The sequence below is a fragment of the Pseudomonas solani genome, assembly GCF_026072635.1.
GTDB classification, from domain to species: domain Bacteria; phylum Pseudomonadota; class Gammaproteobacteria; order Pseudomonadales; family Pseudomonadaceae; genus Metapseudomonas; species Metapseudomonas solani.
Window position 1 is genome coordinate 717,669 of the sequence record NZ_AP023081.1, and the last position, 23,551, is coordinate 741,219.

General features: G+C 65.8%; 24 protein-coding genes and 1 tRNA gene. 15 read left to right on the forward strand and 10 right to left on the reverse strand.

Annotated features, from left to right (window positions below; all coding sequences use genetic code 11):
* Nucleotides 1-26: 26 nt before the first annotated feature.
* On the forward strand, nucleotides 27-464 hold the full coding sequence (locus PSm6_RS03405) for a hypothetical protein (RefSeq protein WP_021221474.1): 438 nt from the start codon (nucleotides 27-29) through the stop codon (nucleotides 462-464).
* Complete coding sequence (locus tag PSm6_RS03410) at nucleotides 461-865, forward strand: META domain-containing protein (RefSeq protein ID WP_021221475.1); 405 nt, start codon at nucleotides 461-463, stop codon at nucleotides 863-865. The genes PSm6_RS03405 and PSm6_RS03410 overlap by 4 nt, the downstream gene beginning before the upstream one ends.
* A 3-nt stretch (nucleotides 866-868) precedes the next feature.
* Here the strand turns inward: PSm6_RS03410 and dinB are convergent, their stop codons facing one another.
* Entirely contained in the window at nucleotides 869-1,924 is a 1,056-nt protein-coding gene (gene dinB, locus PSm6_RS03415) for a DNA polymerase IV (RefSeq protein WP_265169536.1), read from the reverse strand.
* A 109-nt stretch (nucleotides 1,925-2,033) separates the two neighbouring features.
* The gene (locus PSm6_RS03420; RefSeq protein ID WP_043243139.1) at nucleotides 2,034-2,519 is read right to left on the reverse strand and encodes a hypothetical protein; all 486 of its coding nucleotides are present in this window, start codon (nucleotides 2,517-2,519) and stop codon (nucleotides 2,034-2,036) included.
* A 432-nt stretch (nucleotides 2,520-2,951) separates the two neighbouring features.
* On the opposite strand from PSm6_RS03420, the gene PSm6_RS03425 reads away from it, so the two are divergent.
* From PSm6_RS03425 to PSm6_RS03440, 4 genes are all read left to right on the forward strand, one after another.
* Nucleotides 2,952-3,028: transfer RNA gene (locus PSm6_RS03425), tRNA-Met, on the forward strand.
* Nucleotides 3,029-3,199: 171 nt separating this feature from the next.
* Nucleotides 3,200-5,848 (forward strand): bifunctional lysylphosphatidylglycerol flippase/synthetase MprF, encoded by a 2,649-nt coding sequence (gene mprF / locus PSm6_RS03430; protein WP_265169538.1) that lies wholly within the window; start codon nucleotides 3,200-3,202, stop codon nucleotides 5,846-5,848.
* Between the two features lie 7 nt (nucleotides 5,849-5,855).
* Entirely contained in the window at nucleotides 5,856-7,118 is a 1,263-nt protein-coding gene (locus tag PSm6_RS03435; protein ID WP_021222585.1) for a virulence factor family protein, read from the forward strand.
* A 117-nt stretch (nucleotides 7,119-7,235) separates the two neighbouring features.
* The gene (locus PSm6_RS03440) at nucleotides 7,236-7,778 is read left to right on the forward strand and encodes a cytochrome b (protein ID WP_021222584.1); all 543 of its coding nucleotides are present in this window, start codon (nucleotides 7,236-7,238) and stop codon (nucleotides 7,776-7,778) included.
* A 66-nt stretch (nucleotides 7,779-7,844) separates the two neighbouring features.
* Here the strand turns inward: PSm6_RS03440 and PSm6_RS03445 are convergent, their stop codons facing one another.
* Nucleotides 7,845-9,749, reverse strand: a complete 1,905-nt coding sequence (locus PSm6_RS03445; RefSeq protein ID WP_021222583.1) for a potassium transporter Kup — start codon at nucleotides 9,747-9,749, stop codon at nucleotides 7,845-7,847.
* 245 nt (nucleotides 9,750-9,994) lie between these two features.
* Between PSm6_RS03445 and rimO the strand changes: the two genes are divergently transcribed.
* The 6 genes from rimO (at nucleotide 9,995) to tsaA (ending at nucleotide 14,562) form a co-directional block, all read left to right on the forward strand.
* Complete coding sequence (gene rimO / locus PSm6_RS03450) at nucleotides 9,995-11,317, forward strand: 30S ribosomal protein S12 methylthiotransferase RimO (protein WP_184487700.1); 1,323 nt, start codon at nucleotides 9,995-9,997, stop codon at nucleotides 11,315-11,317.
* A 188-nt stretch (nucleotides 11,318-11,505) separates the two neighbouring features.
* Nucleotides 11,506-12,030: a hypothetical protein gene (locus tag PSm6_RS03455; protein ID WP_021222532.1), complete on the forward strand. Its 525-nt coding sequence runs from the start codon at nucleotides 11,506-11,508 to the stop codon at nucleotides 12,028-12,030.
* A gap of 20 nt (nucleotides 12,031-12,050) precedes the next feature.
* Nucleotides 12,051-12,680 (forward strand): glutathione S-transferase family protein, encoded by a 630-nt coding sequence (locus tag PSm6_RS03460; RefSeq protein WP_265169540.1) that lies wholly within the window; start codon nucleotides 12,051-12,053, stop codon nucleotides 12,678-12,680.
* 105 nt (nucleotides 12,681-12,785) lie between these two features.
* A complete protein-coding gene (locus tag PSm6_RS03465; protein WP_184487699.1) occupies nucleotides 12,786-13,556 on the forward strand; it encodes a RhlG family 3-oxoacyl-ACP reductase in 771 nt (256 codons plus the stop codon).
* Nucleotides 13,557-13,648: 92 nt separating this feature from the next.
* The gene (locus PSm6_RS03470) at nucleotides 13,649-13,855 is read left to right on the forward strand and encodes a hypothetical protein (RefSeq protein ID WP_021222529.1); all 207 of its coding nucleotides are present in this window, start codon (nucleotides 13,649-13,651) and stop codon (nucleotides 13,853-13,855) included.
* 11 nt (nucleotides 13,856-13,866) lie between these two features.
* Nucleotides 13,867-14,562 (forward strand): tRNA (N6-threonylcarbamoyladenosine(37)-N6)-methyltransferase TrmO, encoded by a 696-nt coding sequence (gene tsaA / locus PSm6_RS03475; RefSeq protein ID WP_265169541.1) that lies wholly within the window; start codon nucleotides 13,867-13,869, stop codon nucleotides 14,560-14,562.
* 22 nt (nucleotides 14,563-14,584) lie between these two features.
* Here the strand turns inward: tsaA and PSm6_RS03480 are convergent, their stop codons facing one another.
* A complete protein-coding gene (locus tag PSm6_RS03480) occupies nucleotides 14,585-14,887 on the reverse strand; it encodes a putative quinol monooxygenase (protein WP_265169542.1) in 303 nt (100 codons plus the stop codon).
* Nucleotides 14,888-14,947: 60 nt separating this feature from the next.
* On the opposite strand from PSm6_RS03480, the gene PSm6_RS03485 reads away from it, so the two are divergent.
* Nucleotides 14,948-15,361, forward strand: coding sequence for a VOC family protein (locus PSm6_RS03485; protein ID WP_265169543.1), 414 nt, complete (start codon nucleotides 14,948-14,950; stop codon nucleotides 15,359-15,361).
* Between the two features lie 81 nt (nucleotides 15,362-15,442).
* Here the strand turns inward: PSm6_RS03485 and fpr are convergent, their stop codons facing one another.
* A complete protein-coding gene (fpr, locus tag PSm6_RS03490) occupies nucleotides 15,443-16,222 on the reverse strand; it encodes a ferredoxin-NADP reductase (protein WP_021222525.1) in 780 nt (259 codons plus the stop codon).
* Nucleotides 16,223-16,347: 125 nt separating this feature from the next.
* Here fpr and PSm6_RS03495 point away from each other — a divergent pair, with 125 nt between their 5' ends.
* The gene (locus PSm6_RS03495; RefSeq protein ID WP_043243618.1) at nucleotides 16,348-17,274 is read left to right on the forward strand and encodes a LysR family transcriptional regulator; all 927 of its coding nucleotides are present in this window, start codon (nucleotides 16,348-16,350) and stop codon (nucleotides 17,272-17,274) included.
* Here PSm6_RS03495 and PSm6_RS03500 read toward each other — a convergent pair whose 3' ends face one another.
* Nucleotides 17,275-17,643: a diacylglycerol kinase gene (locus PSm6_RS03500; RefSeq protein WP_021222523.1), complete on the reverse strand. Its 369-nt coding sequence runs from the start codon at nucleotides 17,641-17,643 to the stop codon at nucleotides 17,275-17,277.
* A gap of 75 nt (nucleotides 17,644-17,718) precedes the next feature.
* A complete protein-coding gene (gene erdR, locus PSm6_RS03505) occupies nucleotides 17,719-18,369 on the reverse strand; it encodes a response regulator transcription factor ErdR (protein WP_043243620.1) in 651 nt (216 codons plus the stop codon).
* 127 nt (nucleotides 18,370-18,496) lie between these two features.
* Here erdR and PSm6_RS03510 point away from each other — a divergent pair, with 127 nt between their 5' ends.
* Nucleotides 18,497-19,480: a DMT family transporter gene (locus PSm6_RS03510; protein WP_371877015.1), complete on the forward strand. Its 984-nt coding sequence runs from the start codon at nucleotides 18,497-18,499 to the stop codon at nucleotides 19,478-19,480.
* Here PSm6_RS03510 and PSm6_RS03515 read toward each other — a convergent pair.
* From PSm6_RS03515 to PSm6_RS03525, 3 genes are all read right to left on the reverse strand, one after another.
* Complete coding sequence (locus PSm6_RS03515) at nucleotides 19,471-20,184, reverse strand: tRNA-uridine aminocarboxypropyltransferase (RefSeq protein WP_021222520.1); 714 nt, start codon at nucleotides 20,182-20,184, stop codon at nucleotides 19,471-19,473. The genes PSm6_RS03510 and PSm6_RS03515 overlap by 10 nt on opposite strands.
* On the reverse strand, nucleotides 20,181-21,092 hold the full coding sequence (locus PSm6_RS03520) for a carbon-nitrogen hydrolase family protein (protein ID WP_265169546.1): 912 nt from the start codon (nucleotides 21,090-21,092) through the stop codon (nucleotides 20,181-20,183). Before PSm6_RS03520 ends, PSm6_RS03515 begins: the two co-directional genes overlap by 4 nt.
* A gap of 94 nt (nucleotides 21,093-21,186) precedes the next feature.
* Nucleotides 21,187-22,887 carry an OmpP1/FadL family transporter gene (locus PSm6_RS03525; RefSeq protein ID WP_043243624.1) on the reverse strand — a complete coding sequence of 567 codons (1,701 nt, stop codon included), beginning with the start codon at nucleotides 22,885-22,887 and terminating at the stop codon, nucleotides 21,187-21,189.
* Between the last annotated feature and the right edge of the window lie 664 nt (nucleotides 22,888-23,551).

Below are 23,551 nucleotides of genomic sequence, written 5' to 3' on the forward strand. Positions count from 1 at the left end.
GGATGCGCGGCGCTTCTGGAGGACCTATGGCCGAACACGATTTCCGTTACAACCTGCTCAACCCCGCTCACACCCTCAGCGAATGCCGCGCGCTCGCGCCGGGCCGCTATCAGGTCACCGGCACCGGTGGCTCGATCCAGAACGGCGACACCCTGGTCGTCACCCTCAAGGGCAGCCGTGACCTGGCCATGCGCCTGGAAGTGGAGAAGGTCCGCCACCTGATCAACCCGCCCGGCCAATGGCTGGCCGTGGCCAAGGGCCCGGTCTTCAAGGAGCTGTCCATCCTCAACTGGCACGTCGACTGCGACGCCTGCGCCAAGCGCCTGGACTTCGAGTTCGCCGTCGACTCCAGCCTGGGCAAGGCCGCGCAGGCCCCCGCCGCCGAAGCGCGCATCACCGAGCTGGGCTGGGTGAACAGGGACGGCAAGCACCTCTGCCCGCAATGCCGCAAGGAGACCCCATGAACCACAATGCGCTGATCCTCGGCCTCGCCGCCGCGACCCTGGCGGGCTGCGCCAGCGATGGCCCGAGCATCGAGACCGAACGCACCTACCAGGTGGAGTGGATCGGCGAACGCCCGCTGATCGACAACAGCCACCTGACCATCACCCTGGGCCGCGACGGCCGTGCCTATGGCAACGGCGGCTGCAACCACTGGTTCGCCTCCTACGAGCTGAAGGACGACAGGATCAGCTTCGGCCCGGTCGGCAGCACCCGCAAGATGTGCGCACCAGCGCTGATGGAGCAGGAGCAGCGCTTCCTCGACGCCCTGCCGGGCGTGCAGCGCTGGGACTTCTCGGCGATCGAACAGCTGCGCTTGTGGCCCGCCGAAGGCAAGCCGCTGCGTCTGTGGCCGGAACGCTGAATTTCAGAAGAGATTGAGTTGCTCGGCGACGCCTTGCAGGTCCTGCAGGCGCACGCCGACGCCGATCAGCCGCACCGGCTTATCGCCCCGGGCGAAGGCCGCCCCCAGCAGCAACTTGTAGCTGTCCAGGTCACGCCCCGCGCCCGCCTGCTCCAGGGTGGTCTGGGAGAAGTCGTGGAACTTCAGCTTCACGAACGGCTTGCCCGGCTTGTAGCTGGAATCCAGCCGCTGCAGGCGCCGCTGCAACTCCTCGTAGAGCTCCGGCAGGCGCTCCAGGCACGCGCCCAGGTCGGGCAGGTCCTGATCGAAGGTGTTCTCCACGCTCAATGACTGGCGGCGGCTGTCCACCTGCACCGCGCGCTCGTCGATGCCCCGCGCCAGGCCGTACAGGCGCTCGCCGAAACTGCCGAACTCGCGGGCCAGGGCCACGCGGCTCCATTCGCGCAGGTCCACACAGTTGATGACGCCGAGGCGGCCGAGCTTGTCCGCCGTGACCTTGCCCACCCCATGCAGCTTGCTCACCGGCAGCTCGGCGACGAAGTCGTCCACCTGGTCGGGCGTGATCACGAACAACCCATTGGGTTTACGCCAGTCGCTGGCGATCTTGGCCAGGAACTTGTTCGGCGCTACCCCGGCCGAGACGGTGATGCGCAGCTCCTGCCAGACCCGCTTGCGGATCTCCTGGGCGATGCGTGTGGCGCTGCCACTGAAGTGCGGGCTCTCGGAAACGTCGAGGTAAGCCTCATCGAGGGACAACGGCTCGATGATCTCGGTGAAATCACGAAGGATGGCGTGGATCTCCCGTGAGGCCTCACGGTAGGCGTCGAAGCGCGGGCGCACGATCAGCAAGTCCGGGCACAGCTTCAGAGCGTGATGCGACGACATGGCCGAACGCACGCCATAGGCGCGCGCCTCGTAGTTGCAGGTAGCGATCACCCCGCGCCGATCCGCCGAGCCGCCGACCGCCAGGGGCCGGCCAGCCAACGACGGGTCGTCACGCATCTCGATGGCTGCATAGAAGCAGTCGCAATCTATGTGGATGATCTTCCTTTGACTCATGAACGCCTGATACCGATGGAGCGAAGGAAGCACGCTCGGGCGGGCGAATGCCGCCGGGGGCCTCCGCGAACGGGAGGCGGCAAATTCTAGCTGATTTGTCCGGCGGGTTTCAGGGGGCGGACAGCCAGGACTTCAGGGCCCGGGCGTGGTGCTCACACCAAAGCTCCGGGCGGGGGTCGGGCGTGCGCCAGGTCCTCATATAGAGGTCATGGGCGGCGTCCACCTCATCGATCGCAGGCAGGCGCGCCGGGTCGGTCCACAACAGCAGGCGAGCGAAGGCTGCGGCGAGCACGTCGTCATGCTCCAGCGCGGCGCGCACCCGCTCATCCACCGGCGGCACCTGGCGGGCATCGCACACCGCCACGGCCAGGTCGCGGGTGACCGGGCAACGCAGAACGAAATGCACCATCTCGTCGGGCGAGCCTGACTGCCAATAACTGTGGGGCCCACCTTCGGCCAGGGGGCGCTTGTCCAAGTCGCTTTCCTGCAAGGCGATGGCGAGCAGCATCAACTGCGCCTCGGGGCTATTCATCTCATCGGGCAGCAGGGACAGGGCCGGCTCGAGGACGAGGCGGCGAAGGGAATCGAGGGTCATGGGAACTCCACAACTAAGCGCCCGGCGAAACAGGGCGGCAGGTAGAAGGCCGGCGCGCCGAAGGGTGCGCTCCGAAAGCCGGGGCAGTATCGCCAGCGCCCTGCCCGCTACAACGCCCTCGAACCGGAATCAGCCTGAGCCTACCGGTGGCTGGAAGTTTCCTACAGGCACCGCCCGGTACTCTCGACCGGCGACCAGGAAAAGGAATTCCTGTCGCCCTCGGGGCTGGTTCCCCGTTCCGGCCCCGAGGTTTCCCCCAACTGCTCTCCTTTACCTGTAATCCCCCTGTAAAAGCCCTGTAAAACTGCACGCCACTAAGGCTGCACGGGTACCTGACCGCGCGGTCCACGCTAAGCATCTGAAGAAAAAACATTTTTTTCTGAGTCAGGCGTTGACAGGGTGAATTAAATCGCTAGAATGCCGACCCACAGACGCGGGATGGAGCAGTCTGGTAGCTCGTCGGGCTCATAACCCGAAGGTCGTTGGTTCAAATCCAGCTCCCGCAACCAAATACGGAAAGGCCACTCGAAAGAGTGGCCTTTTTCGTTTGGGCGTCTTTTCTTAGGCTATAGCCGCTCCTCCCTCGGTCAGGCCATGAGCCATGGAAAATATTGCATGACGGGGCTTGGAACTTGCCCGCGCTGCCCACATCCTGTGGCGCACATTGCATGAGGTGCTCGATGCGCGCCAACTCCACCGCTGAAAACCCGCTCCCCGAAGATCCCACCCTGCAGGACGAACCTGCGCAACTGCGCTGGCTCGACCGCATAAGCGCCTACCGACAGCCCATCGGGCTGGCCTTTACCCTTCTGCTATTCACCATCGGCCTGGTCGCCTGCTGGCACCTGCTGCGCGAGCTCGACCCCGATGCGCTGCGTACGGCGGTGCGGGACGTTCCCGGCACCAGCCTGCTGATGGCCATCGGCGCCACCGCGATCGGCTTCGTCGCGCTGATGGGCTACGAGTGGTCCGGCTGCCGCTTCGCCGGGGTCAAGCTGCCTTTCCCACGCATGGCCCTGGGCAGCTTCTGCGCCACCGGCATCGGCAACGCCATCGGCCTGTCGGTGATCACCGGCGGCTCGGTGCGCTACCGCCTCTACAGCCGCGACAACGTCGGCACTGGGGATATCGCCCGCATCACCCTGTTCGCCAGCCTGGCCCTGGGCAGCGCCCTGCCGCCCCTGGCCGCCGTGGCCGCGCTGAGCGACCTGCCGGCCGCCGCCCAGGCCCTGCGCATTTCCACCACCCTGGTGGCGATCATCGCCAGCGCGGTGATCGCGGCCACCGTCATCGCCGTGCTCTGGCTGTCGCGCCTGCGTGAGCCGGTGGCGCCGACCCCGGGTTGCGTGAACATCCGCATCGGCCATCGCACCCTGCGCCTACCGGGCCTGCAACTGTCCGCGCTGCAACTGCTGATCACCCTGGTCGATGTCTGCGCTGCCGCCGCCGTGCTTTATGTGCTGCTGCCGGAAGCGCCGCCCCTGGGTGCCTTCCTGCTGGTCTACCTGCTGGCCCTGGCTGCCGGCGTGCTCAGCCACGTACCGGGCGGCGTCGGTGTGTTCGAGGCCGTCTTGCTGGCGGCCTTTGCCGGCCAGCTCGGTGCCGCGCCCCTGGCCGCCGCGCTGCTGCTCTACCGCCTCATCTATGTGGGCCTGCCGCTGATCCTCGCCTGCCTGCTGCTGCTGGCCAACGAGGCACAGCGCTTCCTGCCCGCCGGGCGCCAGGCGGTACGCGCCGCCTCCGGCCTGGCTGCGCCGGTGCTGTCGCTGATGGTGTTTCTCTCCGGCGTGGTGCTGCTGTTCTCCGGCGCCACCCCGGCCATCGACACCCGCCTGGAGCACCTGAGCTTCCTGATCCCCCATCGCCTGATCGACGCCTCGCACCTGGCCGCCAGCCTGGTGGGCGTGCTTTGCCTGCTCCTGGCCCACGGCCTGCGTCGGCGCCTGTCGGCAGCCTGGGCGCTGACGGTGATCCTGCTGCTGGCCGGTGCCGGCCTGTCGATGCTCAAGGGCTTCGATTGGGAAGAGGCCAGCCTGCTGGTGCTCACCGCCATCCTCCTGGCGATGTTCCGCAGCGCCTTCTACCGCCCCAGCCGCCTGCTGGAGATGCCCTTCTCGCCGGTCAACCTGGGCGCCAGCGCCTGCGTGCTGGCGGCGTCTCTGTGGCTGATGTTCTTCGCCTACCAGGACGTGCCCTACAGCCATGAGTTGTTCTGGCAGTTCGCCGTGGACGCCGACGCCCCGCGCACCCTGCGCGCGACCCTGGGCAGCGGCCTGTTGCTGGCCGGCCTGGCACTTATCTGGCTGCTGCGACCGATCCCCCTGGTGATCCACGAGCCCACCGAGGAAGAACTGCTCAAGGCCAGCGAGATCGTCAAGGCATCCGGCCAGCCCGACGGCGGCCTGGTGCTGACCGGCGACAAGGCGCTGCTGTTCCACCCCGAGGAAGACGCCTTCCTGATGTTCGCCCGTCGCGGCCGCAGCCTGGTGGCGCTGTTCGACCCCATCGGCAAGGCCAACCACCGCGCCGAGCTGATCTGGCAGTTCCGCGACCTCTGCGACGTGCACCACGCGCGCCCGGTGTTCTACCAGGTGCGTGCGGAGAACCTGCCCTACTACATGGATATCGGCCTCAGCGCCCTGAAGCTCGGCGAAGAGGCGCGGGTCGACCTGCGCCGCTTCGACCTGGAAGCCAAGAACAAGGCCATGAAGGATCTGCGCTACACCCTCAGCCGGGGCCAGCGTGACGGCCTGTCGATGGAGATATTCGACGCCGGGCTGGCGCCCCTGGAGACGCTGCAAGCCATCTCCGAAGCCTGGATGCAGGGCAAGCAGGTGCGCGAGAAGGGCTTCTCCCTGGGCCGCTTCGACCCGGAGTACCTCAAGCACTTCCGCATTGCGGTGGTTTCCTTCGAAGGCAAGGCCATGGCCTTCGCCAACCTGCTGGAGACCAGCAGCAGCGACCTGGCCAGCCTGGACCTGATGCGCGTGCACCCCGAAGCGCCCAAGCTGACCATGGAATTCCTCATGCTCAACCTGCTGCTGCACTTCAAGGAGCGCGGGCATGAACGCTTCAGTCTGGGCATGGTGCCCCTGGCCGGCCTGCAGCCGCGCCGTGGCGCACCGCTGACCCAGCGCCTGGGCGCCCTGGTGTTCCGCCGTGGCGAGCAGTTCTACAACTTCCAGGGCCTGCGCCGCTTCAAGGACAAGTTCCAGCCCGAGTGGGAGCCGCGCTACATGGCCGTGCCCGCCGGCCTCGACCCGCTAGTGGCGCTGGCCGATACCGCCGCGCTTATCGCCGGCGGCTTCACCGGACTGGTCAAACGCTGAGGGAACCATGCTCAAACATAAATGGCAGCGCCTCCTGCTGGTCGTCATCCTTCTCGCCATCGGCGTCGGCCTGGCGCTCTGGAGCCGCCCCGCGCCCCAGGCACGGGTCGAACAGAAGCAACTGGCGGACGGCAGCCCCGCCACCCTGGCGACCCCGCCAGCGGATGCCAAGGCGCGGGTGCTGGTGCTGGTGGATGCCGAGCAGCAACTGAAGGAAGCCGAGCTCTTGGCCCTGGCTCACGACAGCGCCGCCCGCATCGTGCAACTGGCTCTGCCGGCCAATGATTGCGACGCCCAGCAGCACCTGCTCCAAAACGCGCAGGAGCTGCTCCAGGGCGAACCTACCCTGGTGGCGGGCATAGGCCCGGGAGCCGCCTTCGCCTGGCGTTGGCTGGCCGGCCAGGACAAGGACGAGGCACGCGCCCTGTCCATCGACTTCAGCCTGGAACACGCCGACTGCCCGACCCCGCTGCCCAAGACCGCCCCCCACGGCCACTGGAGCATCGCCTGGAACGACAACCCGGACGATCCCAGTGCCGCCTTCGCCCGGGACCAGGCCAACGCCGACACCAGCATCAGCGACTACGACACCACCCTGCCCCAGCTGCTCAACGAGCAGTTGCGCGCCCTGCTTCAAGGCGAAGGCACACCGATGCCGGTGGTCGAGGTGCCCGCCGCCAAGCCCTCCTCCACCGTCACCCTGTTCTATTCGGGCGACGGCGGCTGGCGTGACCTGGACCGCGCCGTGGCCGAGGAAATGGCCAAGCGCGACCACTCGGTGGTCGGCATCGATGCGCTGCGCTACTTCTGGCAGCACAAAAGCCCCGAACAGGGCGCCGCCGACCTCAGCCGGCTGATGAAGCAGTACCGCGAGAAATGGGGCGCCCAGCGCTTCGTACTGGCCGGCTACTCCTTCGGCGCCGATGTATTGCCGGCCTTCTACAACCGCCTGCCCAAGGCGGACCAGCAGCAGGTGGACGCCATCCTCCTGCTGGCCCTGGCGCGCAGCGGCAGCTTCGAGATCGAGGTGCAGGGCTGGCTCGGCAAGGCAGGCCAGGAAGCGCCCACCAGCCCGGAACTGATCAAGCTGCCGGCCGAGAAGGTGCTTTGCATCTATGGCCAGGAAGAGGCCAGCGAGAGCGGCTGTACCCAGCCCGGCGCCCCAGGTGAAGTGCTGGCGCTGCCCGGCGGCCACCACTACGACGAGAACTACCCGGCGCTGGCGGAACGCCTGGTCGCCGCCATCGCCAAGCGCCAGCCCGCCCCATGACGCCACCCGCCAGGTGGCGTGCGGCGCGACTTTTGATCTGCTTCATTTTCACTTAAGCCACGGCCGCTAAACTGGGGACAAGCCCGCCACCACGATGCGGGACAACAAGGAGCCGTGATGACCACCCAAACGTCCCGCTACGGGACACTCTCAATCGCGTTGCACTGGCTGATGCTGCTGCTGATTGCCGCCGTCTACGCCACCATCGAGCTGAAGGGCAACTTTCCCAAAGGCAGCGAGACCCGCGAACTGCTCAAGCAATGGCACTTCATGCTGGGCCTTTCGGTATTTGCACTGGTGTTCGTGCGCATCGCCGCACGCTTTCTCTCCCCCACTCCGCCGATCACCCCGAACCCGCCGGCCTGGCAGAACGCCCTGGCGAAGCTGGCGCACCTGGCGCTGTACGGCCTGATGCTGGGCCTGCCGTTCGCTGGCTGGCTGATCCTCAGCGCCGCCGGCAAGCCGATCCCCTTCTTCGGCCTGGAGCTGCCGCCGCTGATCGACAAGAACCCCGACCTCGCCGGCCAGATCAAGGAAGTGCACGAGACCGTGGCCGTCCTCGGTTACTGGCTGATCGGCCTGCACGCGGTGGCCGCGCTGTTCCACCACTTCATCAGCAAGGACGACACCGTGCGGCGCATGCTGCCCGGCCGCGACTGATCGACACCCCATGAAAAAGCCCGGGCCATGCCCGGGCTTTTTCGTTATGGCGAACCCCGTCGCCGACTAGATCTCCACCTGCGTACCGAGTTCGATCACGCGGTTGAGCGGCAGGTTGAAGTAGCGCAGGTTGCCGTTGGCGTTCTTCAGCAGGAAGGCGAACAACGCCTCGCGCCAGATCGCCATGCCGATCAGCTTGGAGGGGATCACCGTCTCGCGGCTGAGGAAGTAGGTGGTGCGCATCGGGCTGAAGTCCAGCTCGTTGAGGTGGCACAGCTTCAGCGCCTGGGGGATGTCCGGGTCTTCGATGAAGCCGAAGTGCAGCACCACGCGGAAGAAGCCCTCGCCATAGGCGTCCACCTCGAAGCGCCGCTCCGGCGATACCCGCGGGCTGTCTTCGTTGACCACGGTGAGCAACACCACCTGCTCATGCAGCACCTGGTTGTGCAGCAGGTTGTGCAACAACGCGTGGGGCACGGCGTCGGAACGCGCGGTGAGGAACACAGCAGTCCCCTGCACGCGGTGCGGCGGCTGCGAGCGGATGCTGGCGATGAACAACGGCAGCGGTAGCGAGCCTTCATCGAGGCGATCCACCAGCAACTGGCGGCCACGCTTCCAGGTGGTCATGAGGATGAACAGGGCGATACCGGCGATCACCGGGAAGGCACCGCCCTGGATGACCTTGGGCAGGTTGGCGGCGAAGAACAGGATGTCCACCAGCAGCATCAGCAGGAAGAAGGGGATGGCCAGCCACAGCGGCCATTTCCACAGTAACCAGATCACCACGCCCATCAGCAGGGTGGTCATCAACATAGTGCCGGTCACCGCCACGCCGTAGGCCGAGGCCAGGGCGGCGGAGGATTCGAAGCCCAGCACCAGCAGCACCACGCCGACCATCAGCGCCCAGTTCACCGCAGGGATGTAGATCTGCCCCTGCTCGTGGCTGGAGGTGTGCTGGATGAACATGCGCGGCACATAACCGAGCTGGATGGCCTGGCGGGTCAGGGAGAAGGCGCCGGAGATCACCGCCTGGGAGGCGATCACGGTGGCGGCGGTGGACAGCGCCACCATCGGCAGCAACGCCCAGCCCGGGGCCGTCAGGTAGAAGGGGTTACGCGCAGCCTCGGGGTTGACCAGGATGGTCGCGCCCTGGCCGAAGTAGTTCAGCACCAGCGCCGGCAGCACCAGGGCGAACCAGGCACGGGCAATGGGTTTGCGGCCGAAGTGGCCCATGTCGGCGTACAGCGCCTCGGCGCCGGTCAGCGCCAGCACGGTGGCACCGAGGATGGCGACGCCGATGCCCGGGTGGGAGATGAAGAAGTTGATCGCCCAGACCGGGCTCATCGCCTTGAGCACTTCCGGCTCTTGCGACACGCCGTAGATGCCTAGGGCCGCGAGGGCGAGGAACCAGGCAACCATCACCGGCCCGAAGAGGATGCCGATGCGTGTGGTGCCGTGCTTCTGGATCAGGAACAGGCCAACGAGCACGATCAGCGACAGGGGTACCACCCAGTGCTCCAGCCCGTCGAAGGCGATCTCCAGGCCCTCGATGGCGGAGAGCACCGAAATGGCCGGGGTGATCATGCTGTCGCCGTAGAACAGCGCGGCGCCGATCAGGCCGGCGATCACCACCATCGCCTGCAGGCGTTGACGCCCGGCAGCGGCGCGACGGGCCAGCGCGGACAAGGCCATGACCCCGCCCTCGCCCTGGTTGTCGGCACGCAGGACGAAGATCACGTACTTGATCGACACCACCCAGATCAGCGACCAGAAGATCAGCGAGAGCACGCCGAGCACGCCGTCGTGGTTGGCCTGTACGCCATAACCGCCGATGAAGACTTCCTTCAGGGTGTACAGCGGGCTGGTACCGATATCGCCGTAGCAGACACCCACGGCGCCGACCATCAGGCCGATCGCGGAGCTGGAATGGGGCTGTTCATGCTCAACGGCGCCAGCGCTTGCATCGGACATGTAACAAGATTCCTCAGAAAAATTCCGCGCATCCTGCTCCGACCCATTCGTCGACGCAAGCGTCGGACAAGTTCGCACTGACTGACTATAGAGCCTGCCGCCTACAATTACCGGGCTTCACGCGCCTTGCCACGCCCTGTGACAGCTTGTCCCGAAGAGGCTGGTCAAGCGCGCGGGCTGCCGCTAGAATTGCGCACTTTTTGATCAGAGGCACCCAACGAGGTGCCCTTCGAGGTTAGCCGCCAATGTCCACCGCAACGCCCAAAGTCGGTTTCGTCTCCCTTGGTTGCCCCAAAGCCACGGTCGATTCCGAACGCATCCTCACCCAGCTGCGCATGGAAGGGTACGAGATCGTCCCGACCTACCAGGATGCCGACGTCGTGGTGGTCAACACCTGCGGCTTCATCGACAGCGCCAAGGCCGAATCCCTGGACGTGATCGGTGAAGCCATCGCCGAGAACGGCAAGGTCATCGTCACCGGCTGCATGGGCGTGGCCGAAGACAGCATCCGCGACGTGCACCCCAGCGTGCTGGCCGTTACCGGCCCGCAGCAGTACGAGCAGGTGGTCAACGCGGTGCACGAGGTGATCCCGCCGAAGACCGAGCACAACCCGCTGATCGACCTGGTGCCGCCGCAGGGCATCAAGCTGACCCCGCGCCACTACGCGTACCTGAAGATTTCCGAGGGCTGCAACCACACCTGCAGCTTCTGCATCATTCCCTCCATGCGCGGCAAGCTGGTCAGCCGCCCGGTGGGTGATGTGCTGAGCGAAGCCGAGCGCCTGGTAAAAGCCGGCGTGAAGGAGCTGCTGGTGATCTCCCAGGACACCAGCGCGTATGGCGTCGATATGAAGTACAAGACCGACTTCTGGAATGGCCAGCCGGTGAAGACCCGCATGCTGGAGCTGTGCCAGGCGCTGTCGAGCATGGGCGTGTGGGTGCGCCTGCACTACGTGTACCCCTACCCGAACGTCGATGACGTGATCCCGCTGATGGCCGCCGGCAAGCTGCTGCCCTACCTGGACATCCCCTTCCAGCACGCCAGCCCGAAAGTGCTCAAGGCCATGAAGCGCCCGGCCTTCGAGGACAAGACCCTGGCCCGCATCAAGAAGTGGCGCGAGATCTGCCCCGAGCTGACCATCCGCTCCACCTTCATCGTCGGCTTCCCCGGCGAGACCGAGGAAGACTTCCAGTACCTGCTGGACTGGCTGAGCGAAGCCCAGCTGGACCGCGTCGGCTGCTTCCAGTACTCCCCGGTGGACGGCGCCCCGGCCAACGACATGAACCTGGAGCCGGTGCCGGACGACGTCAAGCAAGACCGCTGGGATCGCTTCATGGCGCACCAGCAGGCGATCTCCGCCGAGCGCCTGCAGCTGAAGATCGGCAAGGAAATCGAAGTGCTGATCGACGAAGTGGACGAGCAAGGCGCGGTTGGCCGCTCCTTCGCCGACGCCCCGGAGATCGACGGCAGCGTGTTCATCGACAGCACCGACCTGAAGCCGGGCGACAAGGTGATGGTGCGCGTGGTCGATGCCGACGAGTACGACCTCTGGGCCGAGCGCGTCTAAGTACGCCCTGAGCCATGAAGAAGCCCCGCCGATGCGGGGCTTTTTTATTGGTGCCGATCAGCCCCGGAGCTGAATCCCGGGCTAGGGTGGGATGCGGTTGGCATTGGCCGGCACCCGTTGTCGGTTCGACCTTGCGCCGCGGCGAGACTCGCCTATACAGGAAGCTCTCGACCAAGGAAGACCCCTCCATGCCCGCCATGAACCACCAGGACGCCCACGAGCTGATCGCCACCCTGCGCTACGCCGTCAACGAGTCCTTCGAGAAGAACCAGAAGCTCTCGAACTTCAACCCCGAAGCGCACAACCTGTGCATCGCCCACTGCACCTTCAACAACGCCCCGCCGCTGAACCTGTTCTCCTTCTCGGCCATGAGCTCCTTCAGCAAGACGGCCCTGAACAAGCTGGTGCACGAATGGGGCGTGGAGTTCGTGCCCGACGTGGCGACCAATATCCGCACCTTCGCCTGCGGCGGCATGGGCCAGTTCCATACCGAGCCTCGGCTGATCAACTACATCCACGGCCGCCCGGGCTTCATCGGCCACCTCACCGACGTCACCCTGGTCAGCGAGATCGACTGCTGCGGTACCTGCGTGCCCCACAGCATCAACGCCTTCAAGCAGACCTTCACCGACGTGCAGGTGCATATCATCGAACTGGGCATGAAGCCGAGCCTGGGCATCGGCCCGCAGTACGGCTACGCCCACCTCTATTGATCGCTCGAGTAGGAGTAGAGATGAACCGCCACATCACCCTGTTCCACTGCCCGCACACCCGCTCCTCCGGCATCCTCACCCTGCTGGAGGAACTGGGTGCCGACTACGACCTGCACCTGATGAACATGCACAAGGGCGAGCAGCGCCAGCCCGCGTACCTGGCCATCAACCCCATGGGCAAGGTGCCGGCCATTCGCCACGGCGAAACCATCGTCACCGAGCAGGTCGCGGTGTACCTCTACCTCGCCGACCTCTATGCCGACGCCGGGCTCACGCCCTCGCTGGAAAGCCCGCAACGCGGCACCTTCCTGCGCTGGATGGTGTTCTCCGGTACCTGCTTCGAACCGGCGGTGGTGGACCACGCGCTGCAACGCGCGCCCGTAGAACCCTCCCGCTCGCCCTACGGCGATTTCGCCACCGTGCTCGATACCTTTGCCAACCACCTGCAAGGGCGCACCTGGGTCCTGGGGGATGACTTCAGCGCCGCCGACGTGCTCTGGGGTACTGCACTGAACTGGACCATGGCCTACGGCCTGATCCCCGAGCGGCGCGTGTTCCGCGCCTACGTCGATCGCTTCCTCGCCCGCCCCGCCGTGCAGAAGGCCAGGGCCAAGGACGCGGAGCTGGCCGCAGCGCAGGAAGCCGGCTGAAGCGCAGCGGCGGAATGGCGGCGCATTCCGCGCCTCGATAATGCCGCCGCAACCGGTGGCGCCGGGCTAGGGTATGGACCTCACCCGATCAGCGACGAGGTTTCCATGCACCACTACTTCAGCCTCCAGGGCCGCACCGCCCTGGTGACCGGCGGCACCCGCGGCATCGGCAGGATGATCGCCCAGGGCTTCCTCGAAGCCGGCGCCCGCGTGTTCATCTGTGCCCGCAATGCCGACGCCTGCGCCGAGACCGCCGCCGAGCTGTCCACCTACGGCGAGTGCATCGGCCTGGCGGCCGACCTCTCCAGCGAAGAAGGCGCCAAGGCCCTGGCCAACGAGCTGGCCGGGCGCATCGAGCATCTCGACATCCTGGTCAACAACGCTGGCACCACCTGGGGCGCGCCCCTGGAAAGCTACCCGGTGAAAGGCTGGGAAAAGGTCATGCAGCTCAACGTCACCTCGGTATTCAGCTGCATCCAGCAACTGCTGCCGCTGCTGCGCAAGGCCGGCAATGCCGAGAGCCCGGCGCGGGTGATCAACATCGGCTCGGTGGCGGGTATCAGCTCCCTCGGCGAGCAAGCCTACGCATACGGCCCGAGCAAGGCGGCGCTGCACCAGCTCTCGCGCATGCTGGCCAAGGAGCTGGTGGCCGACCACATCAATGTCAACGTGATCGCCCCCGGCCGCTTCCCCAGCAAGATGACCCAGTTCATCGCCAACGACAGCGAGGCCCTGGCCGCCGACGTGGCGCACATCCCCATGAAGCGCTGGGGCCGAGAGGAAGAAATGTCCGCCCTGGCCCTGAGCCTGGCCAGCACCGCCGGCGCCTACATGACCGGCAACATCATCCCCATCGACGGTGGCTTCCACCTCTGATGACACTGTGCGGGCCGCCGGGCAACGGCGGCTTGCGCAAGGCCAGGCCGGGGCGCTAGGGTAGCCGCGCCACCGCCCCGGATTTCCGCACCATGCGCCTGCTGTCCCTGCTCCTTTCGCTCGCCCTCGCCGCCCCGGCCTTCGCCGCGCCGGCCCCGTTCTACCTCTGGCAGAGCAAGCTGGACGGCCACTACAGCTGCGCTCAGGTACAACCCGGCGAAGGCTGGCTGCGCCACAGCGGCCCCTATCGCGACGCGGGCTGCCGTGTGCCCCTCGACGCCCCGATTCGCAGCCGCTGAGCCCACCTGTCATGCAGTACTCCGTCTCGCCCGTGGGCATCGTCCGTTCCTGCTTCAAGGAAAAATTCGCCATCCCTCGACAGCCGCACCTGGCGCCCGCCGCCCGTGGCGTGCTGGAACTGCTGCCGCCCTTCGACAGCGGCGATGCGGTGCAGGGGCTGGAGGAGGTCAGCCACGTCTGGCTGCTGTTCCTCTTCCACCAGGCACTGGAAGACAAGCCGCGCCTGAAGGTGCGCCCGCCTCGCCTCGGCGGCAATCGTTCGCTCGGGGTGTTCGCCACGCGCTCGACCCACAGGCCCAACGGCATCGGCCAGTCGGTGGTGAAGCTGGACAAGGTCGAGCCCGGGCGACTCTGGCTCTCCGGCATCGACCTGCTGGACGGCACCCCGGTGCTCGATATCAAGCCCTACGTGCCCTATGTCGACCGCCAGGACGGCGCCACCAACCGCATCGCCGAGGCGGCGCCGGAGCCGATTCCGGTAGAGTGGGAAGAGGCAGCGCTGGCCCAGGCCCGCGAGCATGCCCTGCGCCTGGGCGAGCCGCTGGTGGAGCTGGTCGAGCAGTGCCTGGCCCAGGACCCGCGCCCGGCCTACCAGCAGCCGGAGCCGGAGCGCCGCTACGGTGCGCGCCTCTGGGACCTGGACGTGCGCTGGCACTACCCGCGCCCGTGGCTGATCCGCGTGCTGGAAATCAGCCCCTCGGCCTGAAGGCCACCCTCCCCTCGATCAACTAACGCGCAGCGTTGAGCGCCAGCACATCCGCCTCGATGACGTCCTGCTGGACGATCAGCGGGTTCACCAGCGGGCGACTGGCGAGGAAATGCGGCGTTTCCATGTGCGCCTCGAAGGCCGCTTCGTCGGTGTAGACCTCGTAGAGCCACACCAGGTCGGGGTCGCGGCGATCACGCAATACGTCGAACACCAGGCAACCGGGCTCGTCGCGCACGGAAGCGGCGGCGTTGACGCGCATGGCGTCCATGAAGGCATCGAGGCTGCAGGGCTTGAGCTGGGTCTTGAGCAGAAGGCAATACACGTTGGAGTCTCTTTTGTTTTATATTCAGTTAAAATTGTATACAAAAAAGGAATCCCGCTCATGCCTGTCCGTCCGAGCCGCCTCAACGGTCTTCGCCACCTGGCGATCATGGTGCCCAACCTGGAGGAGTGCGAACGTTTCTACGTGGACATCCTCGGCATGCAAGTGCTCAACCGCGCCAACGAAGACCTGGTCTACCTCACCTGCGGTAACGACAACCTCTCCCTGGGCCGTTCCGACGTGCCCAGCAGCGGCATGCAGGCGGTGGATCACTACGGCTTCGTGGTGGACAGCCTGGACGAGCTGCGGGCCTGGTACGACTACCTCAAGGCCAGCGGCGTGACCCTGCTCGACCGCCCCTTCGCCCATGGCGACGGCGCCCACAGCTTCCACGTGCTGGACCCGGCGGGGAACAAGATCCAGCCGATCTACCACCCGGCGATTTCGGGCCAGCGCTTCGGCTCGCCGATCTGAGCCCCTGTCGCCTGCCATCGACGAAACACAGAAACGAAAAAGCCCGCTGATCAGCGGGCTTTCTCATGGCGCGGGGAACGCTTACTTCTCGACGAATGCACGCTCGATCAGGTAATCGCCCGGCTCGCGCATGCGCGCGGAGATCTTCAGGCCGAAGCTGTCGAGCACCTGGCTGGTCTCGTCGAGCATGCTCGGGCTGCCACAGATCATCGCGCGGTCGTCCTGCGGGTTGATCGGCGGCAGGCCGATGTCAGCGAACAGCTTGCCGCTGCGCATCAGGTCGGTCAGGCGGCCCTGGTTCTCGAAGGGCTCGCGGGTGACGGTGGGGTAGTAGATCAGCTTGTCACGCAGCGCCTCGCCGAAGAACTCGTTCTGCGGCAGGTGCTCGGTGATGAACTCGCGGTAGGCGACTTCGTTCACGTAGCGCACGCCGTGGACCAGGATCACCTTCTCGAAGCGCTCGTAGGTTTCCGGGTCTTGGATCACGCTCATGAAGGGCGCGAGGCCGGTGCCGGTGCTGAGCAGGTACAGGTGCTTGCCGGGGTTGAGGTCATCGAGTACCAGCGTGCCGGTGGGCTTCTTGCTGATGATGATCTCGTCGCCTTCCTTCAGGTGCTGCAGCTGGGAGGTCAGCGGACCGTCCGGCACCTTGATGCTGAAGAACTCCAGGTGCTCTTCCCAGTTCGGGCTGGCAATGGAATAGGCGCGCATCAGCGGGCGGCCGTTGGGCTGCTGCAGGCCGATCATGACGAACTGGCCGTTCTCGAAGCGCAGGCCCGGGTCACGGGTGCACTTGAAGCTGAACAGCGTGTCGTTCCAGTGGTGAACGCTGAGGACGCGCTCGGAGTTCATGTTGCTCATTTACGGGGGCTCCGAAAATTGGGATGTCGCCAGCGCCATGCGGGGCGCAATTGCGCGACATTGTATTGATAGCCACAATATCTGTTAACTGGATTATCAAGATATAGGTTATCGGTTATATCGATATGCGATTCACTCTCCGTCAATTGCAGGTATTCGTCAGCGTCGCCCAGCAAGGCAGCGTCTCCCGGGCCGCCGAATCACTGTCGCTGTCACAGTCTGCCGCCAGCACCTCGCTGACCGAGCTGGAGCGCCAATCCGGCTGCCAGCTGTTCGACCGCGTCGGCAAGCGCCTCAGCCTCAACGCCCTGGGCCACCAGTTGCTGCCCCAGGCGGTGGGGCTGCTGGACCAGGCGCGGGAGATCGAGGACCTGCTCAACGGCAAGAGCGGCTTCGGCTCCCTGTCCGTCGGCGCCACGCTCACCGTGGGCAACTACCTGGCGACCCTGCTGATCGGCAGCTTCATGCAGCGCCACCCCGAGTGCCAGGTGAGCCTGCATGTGCAGAACACGATGAATATCGTCCAGCAGATCGCCCACTACGAACTTGATCTGGGTCTAATCGAAGGCGATTGCCAGCACCCGGATATCGAGGTGTTGCCCTGGGTGGAAGACGAACTGGTGGTGTTCTGTGCGCCCGGGCATCCGCTGGCGGTTCGCGGCCAGGCCTCGCTGGACGAGCTCAGCCGCGAGGCGTGGATCCTCCGCGAGCAGGGTTCGGGCACCCGCCTGACCTTCGACCAGGCCATGCGCCACCACCCTACGCCGCTGAATATCCGCCTGGAGCTGGAGCACACCGAAGCCATCAAGCGGGCCGTGGAGTCGGGGCTGGGCATCAGCTGCATTTCACGCCTGGCGCTGCGCGACGCCTTCCGCCGCGGCAGCCTGGTGGCGCTGGAGACGCCGGGCATCGACCTGCGCCGGCAGTTCTACTTCATCTGGCACAAGCAGAAGTACCAGACGGCAGCGATGCGCGAGTTCCTCGACCAGTGCCGCGAACTGACGGCGGGCGTACGGCGCAGCGACGAGATCGTGCTGCCACCGATCGCCTGATCACCCCAGGAGGATGGTGGCCCAGACGGCGGTGATCAGGCTCAGGGCGACGAACTGGGCCGCGCTGCCCATGTCCTTGGCGTTCTTCGACAGCGGGTGGCGATCCAGGGAGATGCGGTCAATGGCCGCCTCCACCGCCGAATTGAGCAACTCGACGATCAGCGCCAGCAGGCAGGCGGCGATCATCAGCGCGCGCTCGCCACGGCTGACGTCGAGGAAGAAGGCGATGGGGATCAACACCACGTTGAGCAGCACCAGTTGGCGGAACGCGGCTTCACCGGTGAAGGCGGCACGCATGCCGTCCAGGGAGTAGCCGGCGGCATTGAGGATACGCTTGAGGCCGGTCTGGCCCTTGAATGGCGATGACATAGATAGAGGGACTGCTAGGGAAGGAAGGCCGCAGGCTAACCCGCGACGAATCAAATTTGCGTGAAAACCGCCGGCTCAGGCCGACGGAATCGATTCCATCTGTTGCAACAGCAGTGCCGCCTGGGTGCGGGTGCGCACGCCGAGCTTGCGGAAGATCGCCGTGACGTGGGCTTTGACCGTGGCCTCGGAAACGCTGAGCTCGAAGGCGATCTGCTTGTTCAGCAGCCCTTCGCAGACCATGGTCAGCACGCGGAACTGCTGCGGCGTCAGGCTGGCGAGGCCGGCGCTGGCAGCCTTGGCCTCAGCCGACACCGCGACATTCTCCTCGACCTGCGGCGGCCACCAGACATCGCCATCGAGCACCGCGCGCACGGCGCTTTGAATCACTTCCAGAGGGCTGGATTTGGGGATGAAGCCGCTGGCACCGAACTCACGGGAGCGGACCACGACCGCGGCCTCTTCCTGGGCGGAGATCATCACCACCGGAATCTGTGGGTACTGGCCACGCAGCAGCACCAGGCCGGAAAAGCCGTAAGCGCCGGGCATGTTCAGGTCCAGCAGGACCAGGTCCCAGTCGGCCTTTTCGGCCAGGCGCGATTCGAGCTCGGCGATGCTCGCCGCTTCGACCAGGCGCACGTCCGGGCCGAGCCCGAGCGTCAGCGCCTGGTGCAGGGCGCTGCGGAACAGGGGGTGATCGTCGGCGATGAGGATTTCGTATGCGGCCATGGGCGTGTCCTTTTTCTTGTGGGCCCAGAGATGCTGCCGATCTTGTCGGAAACACCCGGCACGGGGGAGGTGCCGCCTCTGCCAAGCCCTGAACTGCTTACGGGTTGGCCGTAAAGCGGCGCTCAGCATGCCGACCCGCAACGGGGTGGTCAAGCAGGCATCTTTACGGCAAAGTCTGCGCCTTTGCCCGCCGAGAATCACCATGCGAAGCCACGCCCTGCGCGCCGATATCCTGATGCTGATCACCGCCGCCATCTGGGGTGCCGCATTCGTCGCTCAGCGCCTGGGCATGGATGCCATCGGTCCCTTCCTCTATACCGGCCTGCGCTTCACCCTCGGCGCCCTGGTGCTGCTACCGCTGCTGTTCCTGCTGCCACGCCCGGCACCGAAAGCGCCACTGAACCGGGGCATGCTGCTGGGCGGGGTGCTGATGGGCCTGGCCCTGTCGCTGGGCATCAACCTGCAGCAGGTGGGCCTGCTGTTCACCAGCGTGACCAACTCGGGCTTCATCACCGGGCTATACGTGATCATCGTGCCGCTGCTGGGGTTGCTGCTGGGCCACCGCACCGGCATGGGCACCTGGCTGGGCGCGGGCCTGGCCGTTGCGGGCATGTTCCTGCTCAGCGTCGGTGAGAACTTCCAGGTCGCCTCGGGCGACTGGCTGCAGCTGTGCGGCGCCTTCGTCTGGGGCGTGCATGTGTTGCTGGTGGGCTTCTTCGCCAGCCGCTATGACCCGATCCGCCTGGCCATCCTGCAGTTCGTCACCTGCGCGGTGATCAGCATGGTGCTGGCCATGGTGCTGGAGGAGATCCGCCTCGACGCCATCCTCGCGGCCGGCCCGGCGATCCTCTATGGCGGCGTCATCGCCGTAGCCATCGGCTACACCCTGCAGGTGGTGGCGCAAAAACATGCCATCGCCTCGCACGCGGCGATCATCCTGTCCCTGGAAGCGGTGTTCGCCGCCATCGCCGGTGCCCTGTTGCTGGACGAATCACTGCATGCCCGTGGCTACCTGGGCTGCGGCCTGATGTTCGTCGGCATGCTGATTGCGCAGCTGTGGCCGCAACGCAAGGCTGCGGCCGCAAGCCCAGAGGCGGCCTCTCAGAGATAGGGGCTGAGTGCCTGGTGGGCCGGGCTGGCCAGGTCCAGCGGCAGGGCGCGCTTGGCACCGATGTAGTGCTCGGTGAATACATCCAGGTAGGCGTTCAGCGCCCCTGCTGCACGCTCATCCCCGGCCAGTTCCAGGCACAACGCCGCCACTTCGGCGGTACACAGGTGCTCCTCGCGATTGGAGCGGCGCAGGCGATAGCGGGAAATCTGCTCCGGCTGCAGGCTGAGCACCGGGAAGCGATCCAGGTAGGGGCTCTTGCGGAACATCTTGCGGGCTTCGCTCCAGGTGGCGTCCAGCAGAATGAACAGCGGGCGCTTGCCCTCCTCCACCTGCACGTCGCTGACCACCCGTGATTGCGGCTCGACATACTCACCCGGGAACACCAGGTAGGGCTGCCATTGCGGGTCGTCGAGCAGGGCGATGATCGCCGGGTCGACCTCGGTGCGGGACCAGCCGAATGCGGCCGTATCGGCCACGATGTCGGCGATCAGCCAGCCGGTGTTGCTCGGCTTCATCGGCTCCGAGCAGTACATGAACAGGCACACGCCCGAACGCACATCCACCTGGGGGCGCAGCGCGCAGAAGCAGTATTCGGCGATCACCCGGCAACCCGGGCAGCGTGGCGAACGGGCGCCACGGGCGACGAAGGGGCGGGTACTGCGCGCCAGGCACTCGGCGCGCAGGCGGGAAACGGCGTGACTCATCGGGTAACGGTCCAGTGCAACTGATAGAGGTCGTGGCGCCTGTCCTGGCCGTTGCGCACGGCACCCTGCTGGCGCAGTTGCGCAAGGCGGGCGAGGTCCAGGTCGGCGATCGCGAAGGATTCGATATTGGCGTCCGCCTGGGCCAGCACGGCGTCGGGCGGGAATGGCAGGTCGGCCGGGCTGAAGATCGCCGACTGGCTGTACTGGGTGTCGACGTTGTCCACGCCACGCAGCAGGCCGACGCCGCCGGCGATGGCGACGTAGCACTCGTTCTCCACCGCGCGGGCCTGGGCGCAGAGCCGCACGCGCAGGTAGCCGTGGCGGGTGTCGGTCCAGAACGGCACCAGCAGGATCTCAAGCCCCTGCTCGCGCAGCAGCCGCGGCAGCTCGGGGAACTCCACGTCGTAGCAGACGAGGATGCCGACCCGGCCGACATCGCTGTCGAACACCTGCAGGCTGTTGCCACCTTCCAGGCCCCAGGCTTCACGCTCGTTGGGGGTGATGTGCAGCTTGGGCTGGCGATCCCGGCTGCCATCGCGGTGGTACAACCAGCTCATGTTGAGCATGCGCCCACCCTCTTCCAGCGGCAGGCTGCCCGGGCACAGATTGACCCGGTAACGCTGGGCCAGGCGTGAGAACGCGGCCAGCAGCGGCTCGGTGTACTCGGCGAGCTTGCGCATCTGCGCAGGGCCCTGGGCGAAACGTGCGCCCTTGAGCAGATTGACGTGGAAGAACTCGGGGAACACAGCCAGGTCGACGCCATAACCGGCGAGGGTCGCCACCGTGTGTTCCAGGGCATCCAGCAGGGCCGGCAGCTCACTGCTCTGGCCGAGCGCCCACTGCACGGTGGCGACACGCACGGGGCGGCGTTGCTGGGCAAGCGGCAGGGCGGTTTCCGGGCCTGGCATGGCGGGCTCCTGAAGGGCGGGGGAATGCCGCGCAGTTTACCTGCGCCTCCACGGAAAAGGGCGGCCGCAGCCGCCCTTCTGTCCGCGCCCGCACTCAGAAGGTGTGGTTGAGCGCCAGGCCGATGAAGTGGATCTGGGTCTTGTACTCGCCCTTGTAGTTGCCGCCGTTGCCGGTGCAGCGCACGCCGCTGTCGACATAGGGGCCACCGCTGCCGGGAACCCAGCCGGCCGGGGAGCAGTTGTCGGTGTAGTCCATCTTGCCGGTGTCGAACTGCACGAAGCTGTAGGCGAGGTCCACCGAGGTGTCCTTGAACAGCTTGTAGTTGGCGCCAAAGGACATCCAGTAGCGATCTGCGTCGGGGAAGCCCGGGTGGCGGGTGGTGGAGCCGCTGACCGGGCTCTTGTCGTAGGCGACGCCGGTGCGCAGCAGCAGGTCGTCGCTGTACTGGTAGTTCATCCCCAGGGAGATCTTGTAGGTGTCGTTCCAGTCCTGCTTGACGTTGAGGTCACCCTCGGTGACGCCATTGAAGTAGGGATACCCGGCGACCTGGTCAAGACCAACGCCGATGGTGTCCAGCCGCGAGTGGCGGGTCCAGGTGACGTCGGCCATCAGCGCGACCTTGTCGTTGAGCTGGTGGAAGGCGTTGATGGACAGCGACTCGGGGGTGTCGATCGAGGTGCTGGCGTTGGAGTTAGGGTGGAGGCGGCTGGCAGCGAAGTCGCCGGGGTTGATCCAGTTGGATGGATCGAGCACCTGCTCCAGCGCATCCTGTGGCGGCAAGGTGATGATCCCGAGATCGATACCGCCGCTCAGGTCTGTCGTGGGGGAAGGAACGGCCCCCTGGACACCGGCGAAGCTCCATTTCGATTCGCCTTCCAGCGTGTGCTTGATATGAGAGCGGTAGGAGACACCGAAGCGAGTGAACTCGGTGGGCTCCCACAGGTAGCCGATGTTCCAACCGAAGCCCCAGTCATCGCCCTTGGCGCGGAAGTAGCCATCGCCCTGGACGTTGTCCGAGAAATTGGACGCCACACAGTCCACGAAGGAGTCACCGGTCTGCCCGTCACAGCTACTGATTTCGGTGGGCACGTTGACGCCATAGAGCAGCGGGATCGCGAACTGCCCGAGAGGCGACGCCGCCAGTTCGGTGACATCCTGGTTGGCCGCGACGAACTGCCCGGCCAATTGCCTCGACGCGCCTTTCACATCCGCCGCGCCACGCTGGATCGACTTGATGTACTGGGCCGAGACGCCGAAGCCGATGCTGTGATGCTCGTTGAAGCGGTAAGCGATGCTGGGGTTGAAGTTGACCGTCTCCAGGCTCGCCGACTGGATGCCGTAGCGGCCGCTCCAGTCCTCCTCGTAATCCAGCTTGGCGCCGTAGGGCACGAAGATGCCCATGCCGATGGTGACGTTGTCGTTGATCTCCTTGGAGAAGTAAAAGTTCGGCGCCGCCGCGGCGTCGGGCAGGTAGGAACCGGCATCGCCATCACCCGTGCCGGTGGGGTTGCCGAACAGGTCGGTGGAACCCTTGTCTTCGTATTCGCCCTTGGGGATCAGGATGCTCATTCCCGAGGTCATCTGGGTGCCCTTTAAGCGGGCCAGCCCGGCGGGGTTGTAGAAAATCACGGAGGGGTCCGCCGCTTCCGCGCCATTGGCATGGGCGGTGCCCTGGGCAGAGACGGATTGCGAACCGAAGTGGTACCCGGACGCCAGGACCGGGGGGGTGAATGTAAGCACCAGGCTGCCGCCGCAAAACGCGGTAAGCCAGCCGGCAGGACGAGTTATTGTCATTGTTCTCGACTCCCAACTTTTTAAGACGGCACTCGGGAGCACCGTTGACGCAGCTTTCCTCTTTGGCCCGCACGCACGTGTTTCTGGGGTTTGGCCGGCCAACCTCACTGGACGCCGGGGGACGTCCGTTTTTTGTGACAGTTCGTGTTTCCCGCACTATCCCCAACCTTTAGTCGTGGTGACCCGCAAGGTCGGCGACGGGGGTAACACCCAAGGACAGATGACCGACTGGTTGACGAAAAACCCGCCGCTTCGCTTATCCGCAGCGGGGTGGCATGCCGCCGCCTGTCACGGCGGATCACGGCCCGGGGCCTCTCCGCATGACGCTGTTACCGATTGCCCCGTCCGCCTGAAGCCACCTCCCGACGAAGGCCCGCTGCGGCCAGCATTTCGCCGCCATGGGGAAATTCACGAAAAACGGCAAGAGACCCCCTACGAGACGGCCAATCGCCATCCGCCTCTGAAGCGACAGACCGGTACGCTGGAATTTGATTCAAGGGAGATTTCGTGCGGGGCACGGCAGACAGGTCCGCGCGCTGCCGCACAGGAGGAAAGCCTTGATAGGCGGGAGATTGCGGGAAGGACCGATTGCCTCTTGATCTGCCTCGCCCGCTTGTTCAGGATGCGCCAACGATGAGGCCGGGCGATTTCAAGGTGACGCTGA